The sequence below is a fragment of the Reyranella sp. genome (assembly GCF_004296935.1).
Taxonomy (GTDB): domain Bacteria; phylum Pseudomonadota; class Alphaproteobacteria; order Reyranellales; family Reyranellaceae; genus Reyranella.
Genome location: NZ_SCVH01000137.1, coordinates 21,283 through 44,839 on the forward strand (window position 1 = coordinate 21,283; position 23,557 = coordinate 44,839).

19 protein-coding genes are annotated in these 23,557 nt (G+C 67.4%); 14 read left to right on the plus strand and 5 right to left on the minus strand.

Features of this window, described 5'->3' with window-relative positions; all coding sequences use genetic code 11:
- Positions 1 to 7: 7 nt before the first annotated feature.
- The 5 genes from EPO55_RS19205 to EPO55_RS19225 all read left to right on the plus strand — a co-directional run bounded on the left by EPO55_RS19205 (position 8) and on the right by EPO55_RS19225 (position 4,401).
- A complete protein-coding gene (locus EPO55_RS19205; protein ID WP_296338753.1) occupies positions 8 to 622 on the plus strand; it encodes a glutathione S-transferase family protein in 615 nt (204 codons plus the stop codon).
- A gap of 17 nt (positions 623 to 639) precedes the next feature.
- Positions 640 to 1,812, plus strand: a complete 1,173-nt coding sequence (locus EPO55_RS19210) for an NEW3 domain-containing protein (RefSeq protein ID WP_296338754.1) — start codon at positions 640 to 642, stop codon at positions 1,810 to 1,812.
- Between the two features lie 3 nt (positions 1,813 to 1,815).
- The gene (locus tag EPO55_RS19215) at positions 1,816 to 2,754 is read left to right on the plus strand and encodes an ABC transporter ATP-binding protein (protein WP_296338755.1); all 939 of its coding nucleotides are present in this window, start codon (positions 1,816 to 1,818) and stop codon (positions 2,752 to 2,754) included.
- Positions 2,744 to 3,730: an ABC transporter permease gene (locus tag EPO55_RS19220; protein ID WP_296338756.1), complete on the plus strand. Its 987-nt coding sequence runs from the start codon at positions 2,744 to 2,746 to the stop codon at positions 3,728 to 3,730. The genes EPO55_RS19215 and EPO55_RS19220 overlap by 11 nt, the downstream gene beginning before the upstream one ends.
- A gap of 86 nt (positions 3,731 to 3,816) precedes the next feature.
- Entirely contained in the window at positions 3,817 to 4,401 is a 585-nt protein-coding gene (locus EPO55_RS19225) for a hypothetical protein (protein WP_296338757.1), read from the plus strand.
- On the opposite strand, the gene EPO55_RS19230 is transcribed toward EPO55_RS19225, so the two are convergent.
- From EPO55_RS19230 to EPO55_RS19240, 3 genes are all read right to left on the minus strand, one after another.
- Positions 4,385 to 5,083 carry an RNA pseudouridine synthase gene (locus EPO55_RS19230; protein ID WP_296338758.1) on the minus strand — a complete coding sequence of 233 codons (699 nt, stop codon included), beginning with the start codon at positions 5,081 to 5,083 and terminating at the stop codon, positions 4,385 to 4,387. The genes EPO55_RS19225 and EPO55_RS19230 overlap by 17 nt on opposite strands.
- Positions 5,080 to 6,501, minus strand: a complete 1,422-nt coding sequence (locus EPO55_RS19235; protein WP_296338760.1) for an amidase — start codon at positions 6,499 to 6,501, stop codon at positions 5,080 to 5,082. The genes EPO55_RS19230 and EPO55_RS19235 overlap by 4 nt, the downstream gene beginning before the upstream one ends.
- Positions 6,502 to 6,574: 73 nt before the next feature.
- Positions 6,575 to 7,711, minus strand: coding sequence for a fumarylacetoacetate hydrolase family protein (locus tag EPO55_RS19240; RefSeq protein ID WP_296338761.1), 1,137 nt, complete (start codon positions 7,709 to 7,711; stop codon positions 6,575 to 6,577).
- A 73-nt stretch (positions 7,712 to 7,784) separates the two neighbouring features.
- On the opposite strand from EPO55_RS19240, the gene EPO55_RS19245 reads away from it, so the two are divergent.
- The 6 genes from EPO55_RS19245 to EPO55_RS19270 all read left to right on the plus strand — a co-directional run bounded on the left by EPO55_RS19245 (position 7,785) and on the right by EPO55_RS19270 (position 13,374).
- A complete protein-coding gene (locus EPO55_RS19245; RefSeq protein WP_296338762.1) occupies positions 7,785 to 8,726 on the plus strand; it encodes a dihydrodipicolinate synthase family protein in 942 nt (313 codons plus the stop codon).
- A 348-nt stretch (positions 8,727 to 9,074) separates the two neighbouring features.
- Positions 9,075 to 9,539 carry a GNAT family N-acetyltransferase gene (locus tag EPO55_RS19250; RefSeq protein WP_296338763.1) on the plus strand — a complete coding sequence of 155 codons (465 nt, stop codon included), beginning with the start codon at positions 9,075 to 9,077 and terminating at the stop codon, positions 9,537 to 9,539.
- The gene (locus tag EPO55_RS19255) at positions 9,539 to 10,027 is read left to right on the plus strand and encodes a GNAT family N-acetyltransferase (protein ID WP_296338764.1); all 489 of its coding nucleotides are present in this window, start codon (positions 9,539 to 9,541) and stop codon (positions 10,025 to 10,027) included. Before EPO55_RS19250 ends, EPO55_RS19255 begins: the two co-directional genes overlap by 1 nt.
- Positions 10,028 to 10,211: 184 nt before the next feature.
- On the plus strand, positions 10,212 to 10,718 hold the full coding sequence (locus EPO55_RS19260) for a hypothetical protein (RefSeq protein ID WP_296338765.1): 507 nt from the start codon (positions 10,212 to 10,214) through the stop codon (positions 10,716 to 10,718).
- A 56-nt stretch (positions 10,719 to 10,774) separates the two neighbouring features.
- Positions 10,775 to 11,266, plus strand: coding sequence for a (2Fe-2S)-binding protein (locus EPO55_RS19265; RefSeq protein WP_296338767.1), 492 nt, complete (start codon positions 10,775 to 10,777; stop codon positions 11,264 to 11,266).
- Complete coding sequence (locus EPO55_RS19270; protein WP_296338768.1) at positions 11,263 to 13,374, plus strand: molybdopterin cofactor-binding domain-containing protein; 2,112 nt, start codon at positions 11,263 to 11,265, stop codon at positions 13,372 to 13,374. Before EPO55_RS19265 ends, EPO55_RS19270 begins: the two co-directional genes overlap by 4 nt.
- Before the next feature lie 10 nt (positions 13,375 to 13,384).
- Here the strand turns inward: EPO55_RS19270 and EPO55_RS19275 are convergent, their stop codons facing one another.
- The gene (locus tag EPO55_RS19275; RefSeq protein WP_296338769.1) at positions 13,385 to 14,098 is read right to left on the minus strand and encodes a LytTR family DNA-binding domain-containing protein; all 714 of its coding nucleotides are present in this window, start codon (positions 14,096 to 14,098) and stop codon (positions 13,385 to 13,387) included.
- Positions 14,086 to 15,186: a histidine kinase gene (locus tag EPO55_RS19280; protein ID WP_296338771.1), complete on the minus strand. Its 1,101-nt coding sequence runs from the start codon at positions 15,184 to 15,186 to the stop codon at positions 14,086 to 14,088. The genes EPO55_RS19275 and EPO55_RS19280 overlap by 13 nt, the downstream gene beginning before the upstream one ends.
- Before the next feature lie 228 nt (positions 15,187 to 15,414).
- On the opposite strand from EPO55_RS19280, the gene EPO55_RS19285 reads away from it, so the two are divergent.
- From EPO55_RS19285 to EPO55_RS19295, 3 genes are read left to right on the plus strand one after another with little or no spacing between them, the layout of a single operon-like run.
- Entirely contained in the window at positions 15,415 to 20,466 is a 5,052-nt protein-coding gene (locus tag EPO55_RS19285; RefSeq protein WP_296338772.1) for a Calx-beta domain-containing protein, read from the plus strand.
- Between the two features lie 4 nt (positions 20,467 to 20,470).
- Positions 20,471 to 22,213 carry a type I secretion system permease/ATPase gene (locus EPO55_RS19290; protein WP_296338773.1) on the plus strand — a complete coding sequence of 581 codons (1,743 nt, stop codon included), beginning with the start codon at positions 20,471 to 20,473 and terminating at the stop codon, positions 22,211 to 22,213.
- A complete protein-coding gene (locus EPO55_RS19295) occupies positions 22,210 to 23,502 on the plus strand; it encodes an HlyD family type I secretion periplasmic adaptor subunit (protein ID WP_296338774.1) in 1,293 nt (430 codons plus the stop codon). The genes EPO55_RS19290 and EPO55_RS19295 overlap by 4 nt, the downstream gene beginning before the upstream one ends.
- The last annotated feature ends 55 nt before the right edge of the window (positions 23,503 to 23,557 follow it).

Sequence of the window (23,557 nt, forward strand, 5' to 3'; positions counted from 1 at the left end):
AGGAAGAATGAAGTTCTACAATTCGGTCGGCCCCAATCCGCGCATGGTCCGCATGTTCATGGCCGAGAAAGGCTTTGACGTGCCCAAGGTCGAGGTCGATCTGCGCGGCGGCGAGAACCGCCGCGAGCCCTACCTCAAGGTCAATCCGTCGGGCCAATGCCCGGCTCTGGAACTCGACGACGGCACTGTGCTGGCCGAGATCACGGCAATCTGCGAGTACATCGACGAGATCAAGAAGGACACGCCCTCGCTGATCGGTGACACGCCGGAGGAGCGCGCCAAGACCCGCATGTGGGTCCGCCGCATCGACCTCAACATCGCCGAACCCGGCGCGAACGGCTTCCGCTTTTCGCAAGGCCTGAAGATGTTCCAGGATCGCGTCCATTGCATTCCGCAGGCCGCCGACGATCTCAAGGCCGCGGCCGCCAAGAAGCTGGTCTGGCTCGACGGGCTGTTGGGCAGCAAGCCCTTCATCGCCGGCGACAAGCTCACCCTGGCCGACATCTTCCTGTTCGCCTTTCTCGATTTCTTCGCCAACGTCGGCCAGCCGCTCAGCCCCGACTGCAGGAATCTCACGGCCTGGTTCGGCCGCATGAAGGCGCGTCCCAGCGCCACCGCTTGAGCTCAAGGAAACCAACGATGCGCCGTCTGATCGCTCTGTTTGCTGCTCTTGTTCTTCCCGTCCTCGCTTCGCAGGCCTTCGCCCAGGCCCCGATGTCGCCGGTGATGCAGGGTCTGTTCCTGCTCACCGACTATCCGTCGCAGACCGTGCGGGCCGGCGAGATCACGACCATCCGGATAAAAATGCAGAACTCCGGACTGGCGCCCGAGCCGATGGCACTCACGCTGTCCGGCGTGCCGGCGGGATGGAAGATCGACATCCTGGGCGGCGGCCAGGCGGTGGCGTCGGCAATGCCGGGCCAGAACGAGAGCGTCTCGCTGCAGCTTCGCGTCGAGGTTCCCAAGGATGCCAAGCCGGGCTCGCAGCAGGTCGTGCTGAGCGCCAAGGGCGCGCGGCTGCAGACGACTGAGCTGCCGCTCACGCTCACCGTCGGCACGGAGGCGCCGGCCAAGCTCAGCTTGAAGTCGCGCCTGCCGTCGCTGCGCGGCACGCCGCGCTCGTCGTTCGAATATACGGTCACCGTCGGCAATGACAGCGGCAAGGACCTCACGGTGGCGCTGTCGGCCCAGGGGCCGGCCAACTTCCAGACCACCTTCACCGAGGGCTTCGGCTCCAACGAGATCAGTTCGATCCCGGTCGAGGCGGGACAGACCAAGGACATCAAGGTCAAGGTGACGCCGCCGCGTGACGTCAAGGCCGGCGACTATCCGGTGCTGGTCAAGGTCGCGGCCGAGGGCGCCACGGCCGACCTTCGCGTCACCCTGCAGATCAGCGGCCAAGGGAGGCTCGCGCTCACGACCAAGGACGGCCGTCTCTCGGGCGAGGCCGAGATCGGCAAGACCTCGACCTATACGCTGGTGCTGAACAACGACGGCACCGCGGCGGTCGACGAGATCGAGATGTCGGGCACGGTGCCCACCAACTGGAAGGTCGAGTTCAACCCCAAGACCATCGCGACCCTGGCGCCCAACGAGAAGAAGGAGGTCCAGGTCATGGTGACGCCGGCCGACAAGGCGATCGCCGGCGACTACGTGGCTTCGTTCCGCTCGACCGCGCGCGGCGAATCGAGCGCGGCGGATTTCCGCATCACCGTCACGACCTCGACACTGTGGGGCCTGGTAGGCATCGGCATCATCGCCGTGGCGCTGCTTGTGCTGCTGGGCGCGGTCGCGCGTTTCGGCCGGCGATAGACTGTGACCGACAACGTCATAGAAGTCCGCGGGCTGCTGAAGCTCTACGGCGCGAACCGCGCCGTCGACGCCATCGATCTGGATATCCGCCGCGGCGAAATCTTCGGCCTGCTGGGTCCGAACGGCGCAGGCAAGACCACGACCATCCTGATGCTGCTCGGCCTCACCGAGACAAGCGGCGGCACGGTCGACGTGCTGGGCTTCGATCCGGTGCGCCAGCCGCTCGAGGTCAAGCGCCGGGTCGGCTACTTGCCCGATGCCGTGGGCTTCTACGACCATCTCACCGCGCGCGAGAACCTGCGTTACACCGCGCGGCTGCTCGCCACCCCGCGGCGCGACGCCGAGAAGCGGATCAGCGACGCCATGGAGAGCGTCCAGCTCGCCGACGTGCTCGACAAGCGCGTCTCGACCTTCTCGCGCGGCATGCGCCAGCGCCTCGGCATCGCCGAGATCGTGATGAAGAAGGCCGAGATCGCCATCCTCGACGAGCCGACCTCCGGCCTCGATCCGCATGCGACCTTCGAACTGCTGGAGATGATCCGCGGTCTCAAGAAGGCGGGCGTCGCCGTGCTGATCTCCTCGCACCTGCTCGACCGCGTGCAGAGCGTCTGTGATCGCGTGGCGCTGTTCAACCACGGCAAGATCGCCCTGATGGGCTCGGTGGTCGAACTCGCCAACCAGGTACTGGGGGCGGGCCATCCCATTCTGGTCGAGGCCTCGGGCATCGACATAGCGGCCGCGTTGCGCGGCATCGAGGGCGTGCAGACGGTCGTGCCTGAGGGTGAGGGGGCCTGGCGCGTGGTCGCCGATCGCGACGTGCGTGCTTCAGTAGCCCAGCGCATCGTGTCCTCGGGCGGATCGCTGACGCGCCTGGCCGACCTGCAGCCCAGCCTCGAAGAGGTCTATACGCGCTACTTCCAGGAGCAACGCGATGCCGCGTAAGCCCGCCCGCTCTGCAGGTATACGCCGTGAGGGTTCGCCCTTCACCGGCCTCGGCCCGGTGTTCATGAAGGAATTCGCCGACCACCTTTCCAGCGCCCGCATGATGGTGTTGATGCTGTTCGTCATCGTCTTCGGCGCCTTTCCGGTGGCCTCGTCGCTGCAGCAGCTGCGCACCGTCACCGAGCAGGACTCCTACCTGTTCCTGCGCATCTTCACCTCGGCGCCGGAGAGCCTGCCGATCTCCTTCGTCTTCGCGCTCAATTTCATCATCCCGGTCATGGCGATCGGCCTCGGTTTCGATGCCGTGAACTCCGAATTCAACCGCCGCACCCTCTCGCGCGTGCTGTCGCAGCCGATCTATCGCGACGCGCTGCTCCTCGGAAAATTCCTGGGCGGCCTCGCCACGCTCGCCGTGGTCATGACGGCGCTTTGGCTGATCGTGTTCGGGGCCGGCCTGCTGCTGCTCGGCCTGCCGCCGCGCGGAGTCGAGGTCGCCCGTGGTGCCTGCTTCCTGCTGGCGGCGATCGCCTATGGCGGGGTGTGGCTGGCGGCCTCGCTGCTGTTCTCGGTGATCTTCCGCTCGACGGCCACATCGGCGCTCTGCGCGTTGGGCCTCTGGCTGTTCTTCTTCCTCCTGTGGCCGATGATCGCCTCGGCCATCACCCTGGGCTTCGCGCCCTCGCAGATCCGTAGTGCCGAGGAATATCTCGCGGTCGAGCAGCTGGGCCTTGTGCTGTCCCGGTTCTCGCCGGGCACCCTGTTCAGCGAGGCCGTCGTCGGCCTGCTCAATCCCGAGACAAGAACCTTCGGCAGCATGCTGCCGGCGCAGATGCGCGGCGTCATTCCAGGCGCGCCGCTGCCGCTCGACCAGAGTCTGCTGCTGATCTGGCCGCAGATGACGGGGTTGATCGCCGGCATGATCGTGGTGTTTGCCGCCGCCTATGTGATCTTCCAGCGAGAGGAAGTGCGGGCCTGAAGGATTTCACCCTCCCGGCCGCGCTCAACAACGCACGCTGGTGCGACGCGGTCTGCCGCGCCTCGGGCCATCCCGGACGTTTCCTGGTGCACAGCTGGGTCAACGCCGAACCGGTGCCGCGCTTCTATCCCAACGTCGTCACCCTGCAGCCGGGCAAGGCGGTGGCGGCCGAGCAGCGCGAGGCCGTCGACCTTCTGGTGAAGTCGAACCTGCCCGGGCGCTGGTCGGTGAAGGACAGCTTCCGCACCCTCGATCTCTCGCGCCTGGGCTTCGAGCCGCCGTTCGAGGCACGCTGGATCCGCAATGTGATGCCCTTGCCTGGTCCTTCGTCGGACATCGTCTGGCAGCGTGAAACCCAGGGAACGGCTAAGGGAGCGGGGGGCCTGCCGTTCGACGACCCCGATTTCGCTATGTTCACCGGCCGCCGCGGCTTCCAGGTCGTGGCCGGCGGCATGCTCTATCGCGCCGAAGGTGTCGTCGGATTGTCCAACGTGGTCGCCGACGCCGCCGATGCGCGCGCGGTCTGGCGTTCGCTGGCTCTGCTGGCCGCGCAGACGTTCCCGCGGCTGCCCTTGGTCGGCTACGAATCCGGCGACGAACTCGCGGCGGCGCGCGATGCGGGCTTCGAGGTCGGCGACAAGCTGCGGATCTGGGTCAGGTCGAAGGACTGAAGCCGCAAGCCAGGAGCGCTGCCATCATGTGCGACGGCGGCGGGGCGGTCACGACCACGGGCGGCTTGTTCTTCGACAGCGCCAGCACGATCGCCCGCGAATGCAGATGCAGTTGCTGTCCGGGCTCGGGCCGGCCGTAGAAGCGGTCGCCGATCACCGGGCAGCCGGCGTCGGCGCAATGGACGCGGATCTGATGCGTGCGGCCGGTCTCCGGCTTCAGTTCCAGCCAGGTCATTCCCGGCGCGCGCCCCAGGGTGCGGTAGCGCGTCACGGCGGTCTGGCCCTTGTCCGATACTTTCACCGTCCAGCCGGTCTTGCTGTTGAGCTTGAGCAGCTTCTTGTCGAACACGCCTTCCTCGGCGGGCGGCGCGCCCTCGACGACCGCCCAGTAAGTCTTCTCGGTCGTGTGCCCGGAGAACAGGCGCCCGAGCTTGGCCAGCGCCTTGGGATGGCGGCCCAGCACAAGCACGCCCGAGGTGTCGGCGTCGAGACGATGGGCCAACGCCGGCGGCCGCGGCAGGCCGAAGCGCAGGGCGTCGAAACATTCCTCCAGGTTGGGCGCGCGACTGGGGCCGGCATGGACGGCGAGGCCGGCCGGCTTGTCGATGACCAGGATCAGCCCGTCGCGATGGAGCACGCGCGCCTGGATTTCTTCCGCTGACAGGGGAGGTGGCCGTTTCACAGATCGGGCCAGCGCGACAGCCAGTCCTCGGAATTCTCATAGAGCGCCGCGGCGCGCAGCACCGAGGCATCGTCGCGGAAGCGGCCGACGATCTGCAGGCCGATCGGCAGGCCTTCCGAATCGTAGCCGCAGCAGAGCGTCAACGCCGGATGGCCGGTGATGTTGAAGGGCATGGTGTAGGGAAACCAGTTGCGGCGCAGTTCTCCCACCTCGACGCCGTCGACGCGGATCGGTTCGAACAGGTCCTGGTCGATCGGCAGTGCCGTGCGCGAGAGGGTCGGCGTCACCAGATAGTCGGCGGTCTCGAACCAGCCCTGCACGCGGCGGAAAAGTTCGGTGCGCTGGAACTGGGCGCGCTGGTAGTCGGCGCCGCTCCATTCCGCCGCCATCGCCACCTGGCGCACCAGCGAGGACGACATGCGGTTGCCGTCGCGTCGGATCAGATCGTCGAAGCGTGCTTTCCAGGTCGTGTGATTGATCACCTTCCAGATCGGCTCCATGTCGGGCAGATCCTCGTCGAGCTCGATCAGCTCGGCGCCCAGCGCCCGCAGCTTGCCGAGCGCGCGTTCGAACGCGGCCCGCACCTCCTTGGCCACCGTGGTCTTGCCGAAACTGGCGCTGAACAGGATGCGCTTGCCGTTAAGGGTGCCTTCGGGCCGGGCGGCCGCGATGTAGTCCTGTGGCGCAAGGCCGATCGACCAGGGGTCGGAGGGATGCGGCCCGGCCATGGCCTGCAGCATCAGCGCGGTGTCCATCACCGTGCGCGTCATCGGCGTCACGTAGGTGTAGTTGCCGAAGGCGTCGGCCACCTGGCTGTGCGGGATGACGCCGTTGCTCTGCTTCAGCCCGACCATGCCGTTGGCCGCGGCCGGGATGCGGGTCGAGCCGCCGCCGTCGGTGGCGATGCCGATCGGGCCGATGCCGGTCGCCACCGCGACGGCCGCCCCGCCGCTCGAGCCACCCGATGTGTGCGCCGCACTCCAGGCATTGCGCGTGCGGCCGAACAGCGGCGCATCGGTCAGCGCCTTGTGGCCGAACTCCGGCGTCGTCGTCTTGCCGAACAGGATGGCGCCCGCCTGCTTCATGCGCGCGGCTGCGACAGCATCCTCCTTGGGAACATTATCCTCGTGCAGCAGCGAGCCGAAGGTGGTGCGCACACCGGCGGTGTTGACGAGGTCCTTGGCGGCGAAGGGGATGCCGTGCAGCAGCCCGAGCGGCTTGCCCTCCATCATGGCCGCTTCCGCTGCATGTGCCGCCTTCAGCGCCTGCTCGCCGGCAATGGTGATGAAGCAGTTCAGCACCGGCTGCAGTTTCTCCGCGCGCGCCAGCACGGCCTTCGTCAGCTCGACCGGCGAGACCTTCTTTGCCGCGATCTGTTCGCGCAGGATGGAGGCGGGCAGGCGAGTGAGGTCGGTCATCGCCCTGTCCCCTCATGTTCCTCTCCCCCGCTAGAGCGAGAGAGGAGCTTGAAAGAAATGACGGGGAGAGAGGTCACTTGAGAAGCCCGCGACTGGCCAGATTGCGCATCAGTGCCGACGTGCCGAAGGTCCAGGGCGGGATCTTGTCGCAATGGTTGACCTTGTTGGTGAGGGTGCCGAGCTTGGGCGAGCGGATCGAAACGAGATCGCCCACCATGTGGGTGAAGCCCGTGCCGCCCGGCGTGCGCGGCTGCGTCGGCGCGAACAGCGTGCCGGTCATCAGCACCATGCCGTCGGGATACTGGTGCGTGCCGCCCATCGCCTGGCGCACCAGGTCGGTTGGATCGCGACTGATCTTGGAGAGATCGCTCGCGCCGCGCAGACGGAACTGGTCCGGGCCGGTCACTTCCAGCTCGACCTTGGCCTTGCGCACGTCGTCGAGCGAGAAGGTCGAATCGAACAGCCGCACGAAGGGGCCGATGGCGCAGGAGCCGTTGTTGTCCTTGGCGATGCCGAGCAGGAGCGCGCTGCGGCCTTCCATGTCGCGCAGGTTGACGTCGTTGCCCAGGGTCGCACCCACGATCGTACCCTTGGCGTTCACCACCAAGGTCACTTCGGGTTCGGGATTGTTCCAGTCGGAGTCCGACCTGATGCCGATCTCGGCACCATAGCCGACGGCGGCCATGGCCGGCGCCTTGGTGAAGATCTCGGCATAGGGGCCGATGCCGACCTCGAGATAGGGCGACCAGGCGCCGCGCGCCATCAGGGTCTTCTTCAGTGCCTCGGCCTCGCCCGAACCCGGCTTGATGGTGCTGACGTCGGCGCCGATGATCGAATTCAGCTCGCCTCGCACGGTCTCGGCACGCGTGGGATCGCCCTTGGCGTGCTCTTCGATCAGCCGTTCGAGCAGGCTGACGGCGAAGGTGACGCCGGCCGCCTTGATGGCCTGCAGGTCGATCGGCGCCAGCAGGCTCGGAACGATTTCTTCCAGCGCGCCGATGCGCTCGCCCGGCGTGCTTGCCTGGGCCAGCGGATCGGCCGCATTGCACAAATCGGCCACGGTCGGGGCGGCGGAAGTGATGTCGAAAACCCCGTCGGACCGAATCGCGACCACGCTCGGGCCGCCCGGCGAGCCCTTTCGCCATACACGGCCCACGAGGGTGCCGGCGGTGCCGTCCTCGGGAAGAATCTCGCTCGATGAACCTGCCACTGGACGTCTCCGGCGCTTCGTTGCAGAAAAGGCGCGCCACTCCCACGCTATTTCCTGAGGGGGAAATCAAATCATGGTCGCAGCGCGGATCAAAGGCGTACTTTCGCCGGTCGTCACACCTTTCAAGCGCGATCTGTCGCCCGATGTCGGCCGATTCATCGCCCACTGCAAGTGGCTGCTGAGCCAGGATTGCGGTCTTGCCGTGTTCGGCACCAATTCCGAGGCCAACTCGATGTCGGCCAAGGAGCGCATGGGCCTGCTCGACGCCATCGTCTCGGCGGGCGTGCCGACGGCGCGCATGATGCCCGGCACCGGAGCCTGTTCGATCAACGAGGCGGCCGAGGTGAGCGCGCATGCGACCAGGCTCGGCGTGTCGGGCGTGCTGATGCTGCCGCCCTTCTACTACAAGGGCGTTCCGGAGGAGGGGCTGTTCCGCTTCTTCTCGGAGGTGGTGCAGCGCGTCGGTGACGATCGGCTCCGCGTCTATCTCTATCACATCCCGCCGGTGTCGGCGGTGCCGATCACGCGCAAGCTGGTCGAGCGGCTGATGAAGGCGTACCCGAAGCAGATCGCCGGCATGAAGGATTCGTCGGACGACTGGCCCCACACCAAGAGCATGATCGACGCCTTCGCCAAGGACGGCTTCGATGTCTTCTCGGGCAACGAGAAGCCCTTGATCGAGAACATCAAGTCGGGCGGCGCGGGCTGCATCAGCGCCACCGCCAACATCAACCCGGGCAAGATCGCGGAGACCTACAAGAAGTACGCGACGCCCGAGGGCGAGAAACTGCAGGCCTGGATCAACGAGGTGCGCGGCGTCATGCAGGGCTACGTCATGATCCCCGGCCTCAAGTACTGCATCGCGCACTACGGCGCCGATTCCCACTGGACCCCGGTTCGCCCGCCGCTGGTCGAGATCGACGAGAAGACCGGCAAGGACATGATCGCCAAGCTCGACAAGCTCGGCTTCACCATGCCCGGCCTCAAGCAGGCGATGGCCGTCGCGGCGGAATAGGCTAGCGGATCGCACCCCACCTCATCCTGAGGAGCCGCGCAAAGCGCGGCGTCTCGAAGGATGGGCCACACAGCCGGCTGTCGCCCACCCTTCGAGACGCGGCCTGCGGCCGCTCCTCAGGGTGAGGTTCTTGTGCTGAAGCGGTTTAGACTCGAAGCATTGACAGTTCTGCGATCTGGAACGTATAATTCGTTATGCGCACGACCCTGTCCCAGAACGCTTGGTATTTTACGCCCCTTACATAGGCGGCGCGAAGGGTCATGACTCAACGAAGCCGCCGCATCCCGGCGGCTTCTGTGTTTCTGGATAGGCCTCCGGGCCGCGGCGGGACCGCAACCGGAGGACGACATGTCGATCATCGAAACAGAACCTGAAGCGATAGAACCGCCGCACTTGCCGATTCGCGTACGGCTGGCGGGGCCGCGCGACTGCGAAGAACTGTGCGACCTGCTGGACAACCCGGCCGGGGCTCGCGAGCAGGTGCTCACCTGGCTGGAAAGCCCCGGCACGACCCTGCTGGTGGCGCAGAGCGAGATGGGACTCCTGGGCGTTGCCGTGCTGCTGACGCGCATCGTGCCGGTGCCCGGCGCCGGGGCGCACAAGGTCGTCGAGGTCGACAATCTCGTGGTGCGCGCCGACCTGCGCGGCCGCCGCATCGGCCGGCGCCTGCTGGCCGCCGCCGTCGAATGGTCGCGCCAGCGCCGCGCCGTGCAGGTCGAGGCTGTCGTCGGCGACGTCAACCGCGATGGCCGGCGGTTCTACGAGAGCTTCGGCTTCGCCGCGGCCCACGATCGGCTGGTGCTGGCGGCGTGATGTCGACCGCGGTGCGCCCGGCCACGTTGCGCGACTACCCCGCGCTCTGTGCCCTGTTCGAGGAGCTGGACGAGTTCCACCGCCTGAAGCGGCCGGACTTCTTCCGCCGCTTCGACGGGCCGGCGCGGACCTGGGAGCAGGTGGGCCAGTGGCTGGCCGGCCCGGGCTCGACCGTGCTGGTGGCCGCGGAGGGGGCCGAGGACGAGGCGGACGTCATCGGCCTTGCCGTGCTGCTGCCGCGACCGCCGGCGCCGTTCGCCGGTGCCGTGCCGCGCAAGGTGGTGGTGATCGACAATCTCGTGGTTCGGGCTGACCGCCGCGACCGGGGAATCGGGGAAAGACTGGTGGCGGCATCGATGGAATGGGCGCGCGGGCAGGGCGCCAGCCATGTCGAACTGGGTGTCCATGCCGTCAACCGACACGCCCTGCGCTTCTACGAGCGTCTCGGCTTCGGCGTGTCCGTGAACTGGCTGAGCCGGGCGGCGTGACTCCGCGATGTGGCCGGAAAGGCGGAAAGTGCCTTGTTTCGGCTGCATTAGGCAGACACGCGGCGGCGCTTCCATGAGTGTTTCCGGCGTTTCCGCCGCTGCAAGCAATCCACGCGGGTGCCGGGCAATGTGATATGCTCACATCTCTTGCACACCCAGTGCTGGACGAAGTGCAGGAGTTGTCGTGGCAAAGAACAACGCGAAGCAGACGACTGTCGCCAAGCCACCGGCTGTGTTGAAGCAGACGATGGCCAAGCCGATTTCGGGCTACACGAATCCGGCCGATCTCCGGACGCTGATGACGAACGCCAAACGACTGGGGCGTGACGACATCTGGCGCGAGGCATTCCGGCGGCTGTGCGAACTCGAGGGCGCCGATCAGACCGACCCTCTGCACCGCGATTTCCACGAGACCCTGGCGGCCTACGAGCACCTGCTGAGCCAGAAGAACGGACGTGCCACCCGCGCCAGCCGGACGCGGCTGAAGCTGAAAAGCAAGGGCGTGATCCAGTGCCTGGAAGATTGGGTGACCAGCAAGACACCGACCGAAGGCTATGAATTGCTGACGGCGAACGGCCTCACCGAGATGACGGGCGAGAGCCTCGTGCTGAAATACCCCGAGCAGTTCTCTGCCGATGCTGTCGCCGCGGCCAAGGCACGCCTGGCGGCGCCTGCGGAACAGGCGGCCTGACACCTCGCTTGCCGAGCAGGTGCCGAGGATGATCTGATCGCCGGAGGGAGGCGATCATGAACATTATCCTCACGGTCAACGGCGAGGCCCGATCGGTCGGCGCGCCGGAGACAACGTCTCTCCTCGAAGTGCTGCGCAACCACCTCGGGCTGATGGGTACGCGCTACGGCTGCGGCCTGGAGCAGTGCGGCTGCTGCATGGTGCTGGTCGACGAACAGCCGACCTATGCCTGCACCCGCGAACTGGGCACGGTGGCGGGCCGCCAGGTGACGACCATCGAAGGGCTCGGTATGGAGGCCAGGCCGCATCCACTGCAGCAGGCGTTCCTCGACGAGCAGGCCGGCCAATGCGGCTACTGCCTGTCCGGCATCCTCATTTCCGCCAAGGCGCTGCTCGACCGCAACCCCGATCCCAGCCGCGCCGAGATCGTGGCCGCGCTCGACAAGCATCTCTGCCGCTGCGGCGCGCACCAGCGCATCCTGCGTGCGGTCGAACGCGCGGCGGCAACGCTTCGTGCGCAAGGAACAAAAGGGAGGAGGCCGGCATGACCGCGTCTGTTCTCCCGGCAAGCCTGATCGAGAACCCCCGCCTCGATCGCTGGATAAAATTCCAGGCCGACCGCACCGTGCGCATCGCCACTGGCAAGGTCGAGATGGGCCAGGGCATCGTCACCGCCATCGGCCAGATCGCGGCCGAGGAACTTGATGTGCCGCTCGGTCGCGTCGCCGTGCTCTCGGGCGACACGACCCATGGGCCCGACGAGCTCTATACGACGTCGTCGTTGTCGGTCGACGTGTCCGGCGGCTCGGTGCGGCTGGTCTGCGCCGAGGTGCGGGCCAAGGCCCTCGAACGCGCGGCACTCAGGCTCAACTGCAGTCGTGACGAGCTCACGGTGGTCGACGGCAGGTTCCTGCAGAATGGCGCCCCCACCGGCCAGGATTATTGGACGGTTGCGGCCGAGATCGACCTCACGCAAGCCGTGACCGGCACGGCGCCACCCAAGCCGGTCGCCTCGTACAAGGTGGTCGGCCAAAGCGTGCCGCGCGTCGACCTGCCGGGGAAGATGAGCGGCGCCGCCTTCGTGCACGATGTCCTGCCGGCCGATGTCCTGCATGCGCGCACGTTGCGCCAACCCAACCGCGGCGCCGTGCTCGCCTCGCTCGACGAAGCGGCGATCCGGCGTGCGGCAAAGGGCGAGCTGCAGATCGTGCGCGACGCCAATTTCGTGGCCTTTGTCAGTCCGGTCGAGGCCGTGGCCCAGGCCGCCGCCGTCGCGGCGCCGCGGCATGCCAAATGGAATGGCGTGCGGCGCATCGAGCCCGAGCAGCAGGAGGCCGCATGGCTAAAGGGCCGGCCCAGCGACGATCGCCACATCGGTGCGCCGCCACCGGCGACGCCACCCAGGAACCTCGTACAGGCGACCTTCTCGCGGCCCTACATCTCGCACGGGTCGATGGCGCCGTCCTGCGCGCTGGCTGAGTACCGCGATGGTCACCTCACGATCCGCTCGCATGGCCAGGGCATGCATCCGCTGCGCCAGAACCTGGCGGCGGCGCTCGGCCTGCCGATCGAGTCCATCACCTGCCAGCATCTGCACGGCGCCGGCTGCTATGGCCACAACGGCGCCGACGATGCCGCTCTCGACGCGGCCCTGATCGCGCTGCGGCTTCCCGGCAAGTGCATCCGCCTGCAATGGCGCCGCGAGGAGGAGTTCGGTTTCGAACCCGTCGGGCCCGCCATGCTGGTGACCTTGCATGTCGATCTCGATGCGCGGGGCCGTCCGGCCGACTGGACGACCGAGATCTGGAGCCCGACCCATGTCCAGCGGCCGGGCACCGGTACCGGCTTCCTGCTGGCCTCGGAGGCGCTGGCCAATCCGCCGCCCGAAGTGGCGCCGTTCGATCCGACGGAGCAGCGCGGCGGTGGGGGAACACGCAACGCGGCGCCGATCTACGACGTGCCGGCGCACCGCATCGTCCATCACCTGGTGATGCGTCCGCCGGTCCGCACCTCGGCGCTGCGCGGCCTCGGCGCGCTGCCCAATGTCTATGCCATCGAATCGCTGATCGACGATCTGGCGGCGCGCTTGGGCGAGGATCCCGTGGCCTACCGCCTCTCGATCCTGTCCGAGCCGCGCGCCCGGCGACTGGTCGAGGCGGTGGCCGAGCGTGCCGGCTGGGCGTCGCGTGGCACGGGCGGTGCCGGCAAGGGGCTCGGACTCGGCTTCGCCCGCTACAAGAACCGCGCCGCCTATGCCGCCGTGGTCGCGGCCGTCACCGTCGAGGAGACGGTGCGCGTCGATCGTGTCTGGTGCGTGGCCGACGCCGGACTGGTGGTCAACCCGGACGGTGCGCGCAACCAGCTCGAGGGCGGCATCGTCCAGGCGGTGAGCTGGACGCTCAAGGAACAGGTGCGCTTCGACGGCGAGGGCATCGCCTCGCGCGACTGGGACAGCTACCCGATCCTGCGCTTCAGCGAGATTCCCGAAATGCGGGTCGAGTTCGTCGAGGCTTCGGGCAATCCGGCGCTCGGCGTCGGCGAATGCACGGTGGGCCCGACCGCGGCGGCGATCGGCAATGCCGTTCATCATGCGCTCGGTGTCCGCCTCCGCGACATGCCGCTCACGCGCGAACGCATCCTGGCGGCGCTGGCCTGAAGTCGCACGGTCAGGGCTTGTCGTCGATCAGTGCCTCGCGCAGTCGTGCGGCGGCGGCGCGGCCAAGGATCAGCGGTTCGGCCATTCCTTGCAGCGTGATGCGCGCGCTCGCGCGCGATTGCGTCTCGATGTTGCGCAGGCGGTCGCGGTTGATGATCAGCGATCGGCCGAGCCGCAGGAAGGGCGGCGACGGCAGCAGGCTCTCGAAATGCGCCAGGGTCCGCCAGATCATCACCTCGGGCTGATCGGCGACGTGGACGCGCGTGAAATCGCCGTCGGCGCGCAACGCCACGATCTCGGCCGCCTGGGCGAGCACCGTCCGCTTCGGTGTCTTGAGTTCGATGATGCCTGAGCCGGTGGTCGGCGCCGCCTGGGCGAGTTGCCGCTCGACGCGGGCCAGCGATTCGGCCAGGCGTTCCGGCGCGACCGGCTTCAGGAGATAGTCGACGGCATCCACGGCGAAGGCTTCGACCGCATGCTCGGCATAGGCGGTGACGAACACGACGATCGGCGGCCGCTCCAGCGCGGCGAGCAGGTCGAAGCCGTCGCTGCCGCCCAGTTCGATGTCGAGAAAGACCAGCTGCGGCTGCGTGCGCTCGATGGCGCTGATGGCCTGCTGGGTGCTGTCGGCCTCGCCCACGATCTCGACCGTGGGATGGGCGGCGAGCAGGCGCCGCATCGCCGAGCGCGCCAGCGGCTCGTCGTCGACGATCAGGACTCGCACGGATCGCCCTCGAGGATGAGTTTCACCACCACCTTGTTCTCTCCGCCGCCGCGATCGCCGAGCGTGAACTGGTGGCGCCCGGGGTAGTGCAGGGCGAGGCGCCGGCGCACGTTCTCCAGGCCGATGCCGGAGCGGCGCTGCCGCGTCTTCGGCACATCGTGGAGCGATCCGGTGTTGTCGATCTCGATATGGAGCGCATCGCCCACCAGGCGAATGTCGATGCCGACATCCAGTCCGTTCTCGCGCCGGCCGTACTTGACCGCGTTCTCGATCAGCGGCTGCAGCAGGAAGCTCGCGATCCGGCGCGATGCTGCGGCGGGATCGATGTGGACCCTCGTCCGGAGGCGGTCGCCGAAGCGCGCCTGCTGCACACGCAGGTAGGCCGAGAGTCCGCCGACCTCGGCCTCGACCGTGACGACGGTCTGCTTGATGCCGTCGAGTGAGTGCCGAAGATAGGCCGTGAGGTCGCGCAGCATGGCGAGCGCCGCATCGGGATGTTCCGGAATCTCCTCGGCCACGCCGTTCAACGCATTGAAGAGGAAGTGGGGATCGAGCTGCAGCCGCAGCTCCTCGAGCTCGGCGCGCAGCGCCTCGGCTTCCGCCCGCAGGGCGCGCTTGTGCTCGGCTTGCTCGGCCACCTCGGCGTGGATCCAGAAATAGCAGAGGCTCCAGCCCGCCAGCATGATGGAGTAGTGCGTCAGCGGGAAGACGAACTCGTCGAGCGCGGTGCGGCCGGGGATCGACCAGCCGGCAAGATCGCGGACGACGAACACCAGAGCCGAGACGACCGCGCCGCCGCCCACCGACAGGAGCGCGATCCAGGCGACCGTCCGCGGGGTCAGTGTGTTACCGAAGTGTCGGGAAGCATAAATCCTGCGCATGCCGGTGGAGATCAGCACCAGGCACACCACGATCAGGGTCGTCCGGCGAAGCGCGACCGGGAAGTCGTGGAAGAGCAGCCGCAGGTTCACCAGGTCGACGATCGCGAACAGACCCCAGCCTACGATCTGCGCCTGCCAGAACACCGGCACACCGTTCCATCGGGTACGGGCCGCGCCGGCAGTCCTGCTGAAGACGGTTGCGGTCAAGCTGGTGGCTCCGGCGATTTCTGGTTGGGAATTGTCCACGGGAGCAAAGGGCATTTGATGGCCACAGGCAAGCGCGCGCCCGCCGCCAGGCCGCGCTTGCCGCCGCGTTCACCGATTTTTCTGCCGGGTTCACCGAGTGGCGGTGTCCGGGCCGATGCGATCGCCCGGCGGCGGTGACATATCGCGACTGCGGCTGCATGACGCGGCGTTCCTGGGAGGGGCAGCGAGATGGCGAGCATCGACTACACCGTTGGAGACAACTGGGGATCGGGCTTCGTCGGCAACATGATCGTGCCGGCCGGAGCCCAGGATCTCCACGGCTGGACCGTTGAGTTCGACGCCTCGTTCACCATCTCCGACATCTGGGGCGCTGAGATCGTGAGCCACGTAGGCGATCACTACGTGGTCCGCAACGTCGCCTGGAACTCGAATATATCGGCGGGTGGGACCGCCACCTTCGGCTTCCAGGCGACGCCCGGTGCCGGCGGCACGGCGGCATCGGGCCTGGTGCTCAATGGCGCGGGCGACCCGCCGCCGCCCGTGGTGCCGTCTCTTTCGGTCGGCGACGCCTCGGTCGTGGAAGGCAGCGCCGGTACATCGCAGCTCGCCTTCACAGTCACGCTTTCGCAGGCGGCCGCAGGACCGGTCGCGGTCCACTATTCCACTGCCAACGGCACGGCAACGGCAGGCTCGGACTACGGCGCCCAGTCGGGCACGCTCACCTTCGCGGCGGGTGAGACGTCCAAGACGATCCTCGTGCCGGTCACCGGCGACAGCGCCGTCGAGGCCAGCGAAACCCTTGCCCTCAACCTGTCGTCACCGAGCGGGGCCACCATCTCCGATGGCTCGGCGGTCGGCACCATCAGCAACGACGATGCGGCGCCGCCGCCGCCGCCAACCGGTGGTGCCTCGCTCGACTATGACGTCGGCAGCAACTGGGGTTCCGGCTTCACGGGTACGATGACGGTCGGCGCCGGTGCCGTCGGCCTCAACGGCTGGACCGTCGAGTTCAATGCCTCGTTCACCATCACCAACATCTGGAACGCCGAGATCGTGAGCCACGTCGGCGATCACTACGTGGTCCGCAACGCCGGCTGGAACGGCCAGGTGGCCGGCGGCCGGGACGTCTCGTTCGGCTTCCAGGCGACGCCCGGCAGTGCCGGCACGGCGGCCTCTGGCTTCACGATCAACGGCGTTGCCGTTGGGGAAGATCCCGAGCCGGTGGTGCCGACCCTCTCGGTGGCCGATGCAACGGTCACCGAAGGCAACAGCGGCAGCCACGAACTCGCTTTCACCGTCACCCTCTCGGCGGCTGCGGCCGGTCCCGTGACGGTGGCCTATGCCACCGCCAACGGAACGGCAGCCGCGGGCACGGACTATGCGGCGCTTGCGGGCACACTCAGCTTCGCGGCCGGCGAGACATCGAAGGTGGTCCGTGTCCAGGTGTCGGGCGACACGGTCGTGGAAGGCAACGAGACGCTCACCCTCAACCTGTCGTCGCCGAGCGGTGCCACCATCGCCGACGGCTCAGCCCTGGGCACCATCACCAACGACGACGCGGCGCCGCCGCCACCGACGATCAGCATCGGCGACGCGAGCTTTGCCGAAGGCAGCGTCGCGGCACCGGGCCATGCCACCTTCACGGTCACCCTGTCGGCGGCCTCCGCCTCGGAAGTGACGGTGAACTTCGCCACGGCGAACGGCACCGCGACCGCCGGCAGCGACTATGCCGCCCAGACCGGCTCGCTCACCTTTGCGCCCGGGGAGACACAGAAGACGATCACCGTGTCGGCGATCGGCGATGCAGCGGTGGAAGCCAATGAAGGCTTCAGCATCGTGCTCTCCAATCCGCTGGGCGCCACGCTTGCCGATGGCACGGCGGCTGGCACGATCACCAACGACGATGTGGGCCCGCCGCCGCCGTTGCCAACGCTCAGCATCTCCGATGCCTCGGTGATCGAGGGCGATCCCGGCACCGGCGGGACGGCGTCGGGCTGGTTCAGCACCTCGGGCAACCAGATCGTCGATGCCGCGGGCAACTCGGTCCAGATCGCCGGCGTGAACTGGTTCGGCTTCGAAAATTCTGACCTGGCGCCGCATGGCCTCTGGACCCGCAACTACCAGAGTATGATGGACCAGATGGTGGACCTCGGGTTCAACACCATCCGCCTGCCGTTCTCCAACGACACGCTCCGCGCCACCGGCACGCCCAACATCAACTACTCGGCAAACCCGGATCTGCAAGGTCTCACGGCCATGCAGGTCATGGACAAGATCGTGGCCTATGCCGGCGAGATCGGGCTGAAAATCATCCTCGATCACCATCGCAACGACTCGGGCGCAGGCGCCTCGGCCAACGGCCTGTGGTACGACGCCCAGCATAGCGAGGCGCAGTGGATCGCCGACTGGCAGATGCTGGCTGAGCGTTACGCCGACAATCCCACGGTGATCGGCGCCGACCTGCACAACGAGCCTCATGCCGGCACCTGGGGCGGTGGCGGACCCAACGACTGGGCGGCGGCGGCCGAACGTGCCGGCAACGCCATCGGCGCGGTCAATCCCAACATGCTGATCTTCGTCGAGGGCGTAGCCTCCTACCAGGGTGAGAACTACTGGTGGGGCGGCAACCTCATGGGCGTGCGCGACCGGCCGATCGACCTCGCGGTCGACAACAAGCTGGTCTACTCGGCGCATGATTATCCGAACTCGGTCTGGCCCCAGCCCTGGTTCGAGGGCGACGACTTCGCCGCCGGCCTGCCGGCCAAGTTCGACCAGATGTGGGGCTACATCTACAAGGAGGGGATCGCGCCGGTGTACATCGGCGAGTTCGGCACCAATCTTACCGACCCCAAGGATGCGCCGTGGCTGGAGGCCATCACCTCCTACCTCTCGGGCGATCTTGACAACAACGGCACGCACGACCTGCCGGCCGGCGATCAGGGTGTGAGCTGGACTTTCTGGTCGTGGAATCCCAACTCCGGTGATACCGGCGGCATCCTGGCCAACGACTGGCAGAGCGTTAACCAGAACAAGATGGCCTATCTGACGCCGATCCAGTTCGATTTCGGCAACGCTGTGGGGGACGGCGACGGCGAGCCCGGGGCGGCCACCCATGCCGACTTCGTGCTAACGCTCTCCGCGCCGGCAACCGGCACCGTCACGGTGAATTTCCATACCGTGGCGGGTGACGCCGGCACGGCGGACTTCATCGGCAGCAGCGGCTCCGTCACCTTTGCCGCGGGCGAGCAGACCAAGACGATCTCGATCCCGATCGCGGCCGACGATATCGATGAGGCGAACGAGCATTTCACCGTGGTGTTGAGCAACGCATCGGGCGCCACCCTGTCGCGCGCCACCGGCACCGCCACCATCGTTGACGACGACGCGGCGCCGCCGCCGCCCGCACCGACGCTCGCCATCGGCAACGCCACCTTCGCTGAAGGCAGCGCTGCCGCACCGGGGCAGGCCACTTTCACGGTAAGCCTGTCGGCCGCTTCGGCCACCGCCGTGACGGTGACCTACGCCACCGCCAACGGCACGGCGACGGCCGGAGCTGACTATGTCGCGCAGTCCGGCACGCTCACCTTCGCTCCAGGAGAAATCCAGAAGACCATCCAGGTCGCGGCGATCGGCGATGCCGTCGTCGAAGCCAACGAAGGTTTTACGGTCGTGCTCACGAACCCGGTCGGCGCCACCCTGGCCGACGGTAGCGGCGCCGGCACCATCACCAATGACGACACGACGACGCCACCGCCGGGTCCGACGGGCGACCTCAGCGGTCAGTTCAGCGTGACCGATTCCTGGAGCGGCGGTTTCAACGGCAATGTGACCGTGCACAACGACGGCGCGAACCTGAGCGGCGGCTGGCAGATCGCGATCGACATGCCGTACCTGATCACCGACATCTGGAACGCGCGGATCATCTCGCACGATGCCAACGGCTATGTGATCGGCAATGTGGCGTGGAACGGCCAGCTCGCGCAGGGCGGCGAGGCGAGCTTCGGCTTCGTCGCTTCCGGGCAGCTGAACCCGTCGGCCGTCCAGGTCCATGCTGTCGTAGAGGACCTGCCGGACTCGGTGCCATCGGTGCCGACCGGCCTCGAAGCCACGACCGTCTCCAGCACTTCGACCATGTTGAGCTGGGATGCATCGAGCGTGCCGGGCGGCGGCACGGTCACCGGCTATGCGGTGTTCGAGAACGGTCAGCAGATCGCCACCGTGACCGGCACGCACTACACCGTCACCGACCTCACGGCCGATACGGACTACCAGTTTTCCGTGGCGGCGATCGACGCCCTGGGCCTGTCGGCGCAGGCGAGCCCGATCTCCGTGCACACCACCATTCTCGATCCGCACGGCAGCCTGGAACAGATGTTCTCGCCCTACATCGACATGGCGATGCCGGTCGATGCCGACCTGGTCGGCATCTCACAGGCAGGCGGCATCGAAAACTTCACCCTGGCCTTCGTGCTCGCATCCAGCGAGGGCATCGGTTGGCAGGGCGCGGGATCGATCGACGAAGACACGCTCTACACGACGTCGGGGGCGACCACGACGATCCTGGAGCAGGTCCAGGCGATCCAGGCGGCCGGCGGCAACATCACCATCTCGTTCGGCGGTGCGGCCGGGACGGAAGCGGCGCTGGTCGCGCCCAACGCGACCGTCCTGCAGGCCCAGTACCAGTCGGTGATCGACCGCTACAACATCACCTCGATCGACTTCGACATCGAAGGGGCGGCGGTGCTGGACCAGCCGTCGATCACGATGCGCGACCAGGCCATCGTCGGGCTGCAGGCGGCCAACCCCGATTTGAAAGTGTCGTTCACCCTGCCGGTGATGCCGTTCGGCCTCGTCGACAGCGGGTTGAACCTGCTGCAGAGCGCGATGAACGACGGCGTGCGGATCGACATGGTCAATATCATGGCAATGGATTACGGCCAGGGGCAGGACAACAACGGCCAGATGGGCTTGAGCGCCATCCAGGCCTCCGAGGCGACCCAGCAGCAACTCGCGGCCATGGGCCTCGACGCCAAGATCGGCATCACGCCGATGATCGGCGTCAACGACATCGTCTCCGAAGTGTTCACCCTGGCCGATGCCCGGGCATTGCTCGACTACGCCGCGAACGATCCCGACGTGGCGATGCTCTCGATGTGGTCGGTGGCGCGCGACAACGGCAACTCGGCCGGCGCCCACTACACCTCGTCGGACAGCAGCGGCATCGCCCAGAACCCGTTCGAATTTTCCGGCATCCTGAACGACTTCGACCATATCGTGTAATCTGATGCGCCCCACGACACGTCCAGACCAGAAGCCGCTCTCGGAACTGTCGGCAGCACTTGCCACCTGCCGCAAGGCCTTCCTCGGCGTGGCCGTGTTCAGCGCCATCCTGAACGTGCTCTATCTCACAGGCTCGTTCTACATGCTCGAGGTCTACGACCGGGTGCTGGCGAGCCGCAGCGTGCCCACCCTCGTGGGCATCAGCGTGCTGGCCCTCGTCCTGTTCGGCTTCCAGGGCGTGCTCGACATCATCCGGAGCCGGGTCCTCGTGCGGATCGCGGGTTCCCTCGACGAGGCGGTGAGCCAGCGCGTCTATCATGTTCTGGTGAAGTTGCCATTGAAGGCACCGGGGCAGCATGGTCTCCAGCCGCTGCGCGACCTCGACCAGGTTCGTTCCTTCCTGTCGACCGTGGGGCCGGCGGCCTTGTTCGACCTGCCCTGGATGCCGCTCTATCTCGGCATCTGCTTCCTGTTTCACCCCTGGATCGGGATCGCGGCGACGGTGGGCGGGCTCGTCCTCGTCGTCGTCACGCTGCTCACCGAGTTCCTGACGCGCGCGCCCGCGGGCAAGGCCGCGGCGCTGGCGAACAACCGCAGTGCCTTGGCCGAAGCGAGCCGGCGCAATGCCGAAGTCGTCCATGCGTTGGGGATGGCGGGACGCCTCGGCGCGCTATGGAGCGAGTGCAACCGTGGCTACCAGGCAGCGCAGCGGCGCGCCGCCGACGTCGCCGGAGGGCTGGGCGGCCTTTCGAAGGTTCTCCGCATGGTGCTGCAGTCGGGCGTGCTCGGAATCGGCGCCTATCTCGTGATCCATGGCCAGGCCACTGCCGGCATCATCATCGCAAGCTCGATCCTGACCTCGCGGGCGCTGGCGCCCATAGAACTCGCGATCTCGCACTGGCGGGGGTTCGTCGCGGCCCGGCAGAGCTGGCGCCGCCTCAACGACCTCATGGCCAAGATGCCTGCCGACATGCCGCGCATGGCGCTGCCGAAACCGGCTCAGTCGCTCACCTTCGAGGCCGTGAGCCTCGTTCCTCCCGGCACCAGCAGGGTTGTCGTCCTGGACGCGGCGTTTCAACTGAAGGCAGGGCAGGGGCTGGGGATCGTCGGTCCCAGCGCCTCGGGCAAGTCGTCGCTGGGACGTGCCATGGTAGGAGTCTGGACGCCGGCTCGAGGCAGGATCCGCATCGACGGTGCGGCGCTCGATCAATGGTCGCCGGAAGCGCTCGGTCCGCATATCGGCTACCTGCCGCAGGACATGGAGCTGTTCGCCGGCAGCGTGGCCGACAATATCGCACGCTTCGAGACTGCGCCGTCGTCGGAAGCGATCATCGCCGCGGCCCGTGCCGCCGGAGTCCACGAACTGATCCTGGGCCTGCCGGACGGCTACGAGACACAGATTGGCGAGGCCGGCGCTGCCCTGTCGGCCGGCCAGCGTCAACGCGTCGGGCTCGCCCGGGCCCTCTACGGCGATCCGTTCCTCGTGGTGCTCGACGAGCCCAATTCCAGTCTCGACAGCGAGGGTGACGAAGCGCTGACGCGCGCCATCCTGGGTGTTCGTGCGCGCGGCGGCATCGTCGTCGTGATCGCCCATCGCCCGAGCGCGCTCGCCGGCGTCGACACTCTCCTGGCGATGCGCGGCGGCCGCCAGCAGGCTTTCGGGCCGAAAGACGCCGTGCTCCGCGAACTGTTGCCGAAGCGGCCGCCTGCCGTGGCAGCAACGCCGCTGCGCGTGGCGGCATCATGAGCTCTCATCAATCCATCGGCCGGCACCTCGTGCTCGGCGGCTCGGCCATCGTCCTGCTGATCGGTGGCGTCGGGGGCTGGGCGGTGACGACCGAACTGTCCGGGGCAGTGATCGCGTCGGGCCAGCTCGTGGTCGACTCGAACGTGAAGAAGGTCCAGCACCCCACCGGCGGCGTTGTAGGCGAACTCAGGGTCCGGGAAGGCGATCGCGTCAAGGCAGGCGATGTCGTGGTGCGGCTCGACGAGACCCAGACCCGTGCCGGCCTGGCGATCGTGACCAAGGCGCTCGACGAACTCGCGGCGCGCCAGGCGCGGAGCGAGGCCGAACGCGACGCGGCCCAGCGGGTGGCCTTTCCGCCCGACCTGCTGGCGAGGGCCGCCGATCCCGATGTCCTGCAGGTGATGGCGGGCGAGCAACGGCTGTTCGAGATCCGCGGCTCCGGACGCGAGGGACTGAAGTCCCAGCTCAAGGAGCAGGTCGCCCAGCTCGAGCAGCAGATCCTGGGCAATCGCGAACAGGAGGCCGCGAAAGCCCGGGAGATCGACTGGATCCAGCAGGAACTCAAGGGCGTTCGCGATCTGTGGTCCAAGAACCTGGTGCCGTTCGCGCGGGTGACCACGCTCGAACGTGACGGTGCCCGGCTCGATGGCGAGCGCGGCGCGCTGATTGCCGCGATGGCCCAGACCAAGGGCCGGATCGCGGAGATCCAGCTCAAAATCCTCCAGGTCGACGAGGATCTGCGGACCGAGGTCGGCAAGGAACTCGCCGAGATGCGCGGCAAGAAATCCGAGCTGATCGAACGGCGGGTCGCGGCCGAGGACCAGCTGAAGCGCGTCGATCTCGTGGCGCCGCAGGACGGCAGGGTTTTCCAGCGCAGCGTGCACACGATCGGCGGCGTGATCCAGGCCGGCGAGCCGGTCATGCTGATCGTGCCCGACTCCGATGCGCTGATCATCGAGGCCAGGATCGCGCCGCAGGAGATCGACCAGGTGCATGTCGGCCAGCGGGCGGTGGTGCGGTTCCCGGCCTTCAACCAGCGCACCACGCCCGAGCTCGACGGCGAGATCGTGCGCATCGGCGCCGATGTCACGCAGGAAGAGAAGAAGAACGAGAGCTACTATTCAGTACGCATCCTCGTGCCCGACAGCGAGCTTGCCCGCCTTCAAGGGCTGCGGCTGGTTGCCGGCATGCCCGTCGAGGTCTTCATGCAGACCGAGCCGCGCACGGTGCTGTCCTACCTCGTGAAGCCGATGCAGGACCAGATCGCAAAGGCATTCAGGGGCCGCTAGAGCAGTCTTGCTGGGAGCGCGCCACTCCAGTGGCGCTCATGCTCAAGAGATGATG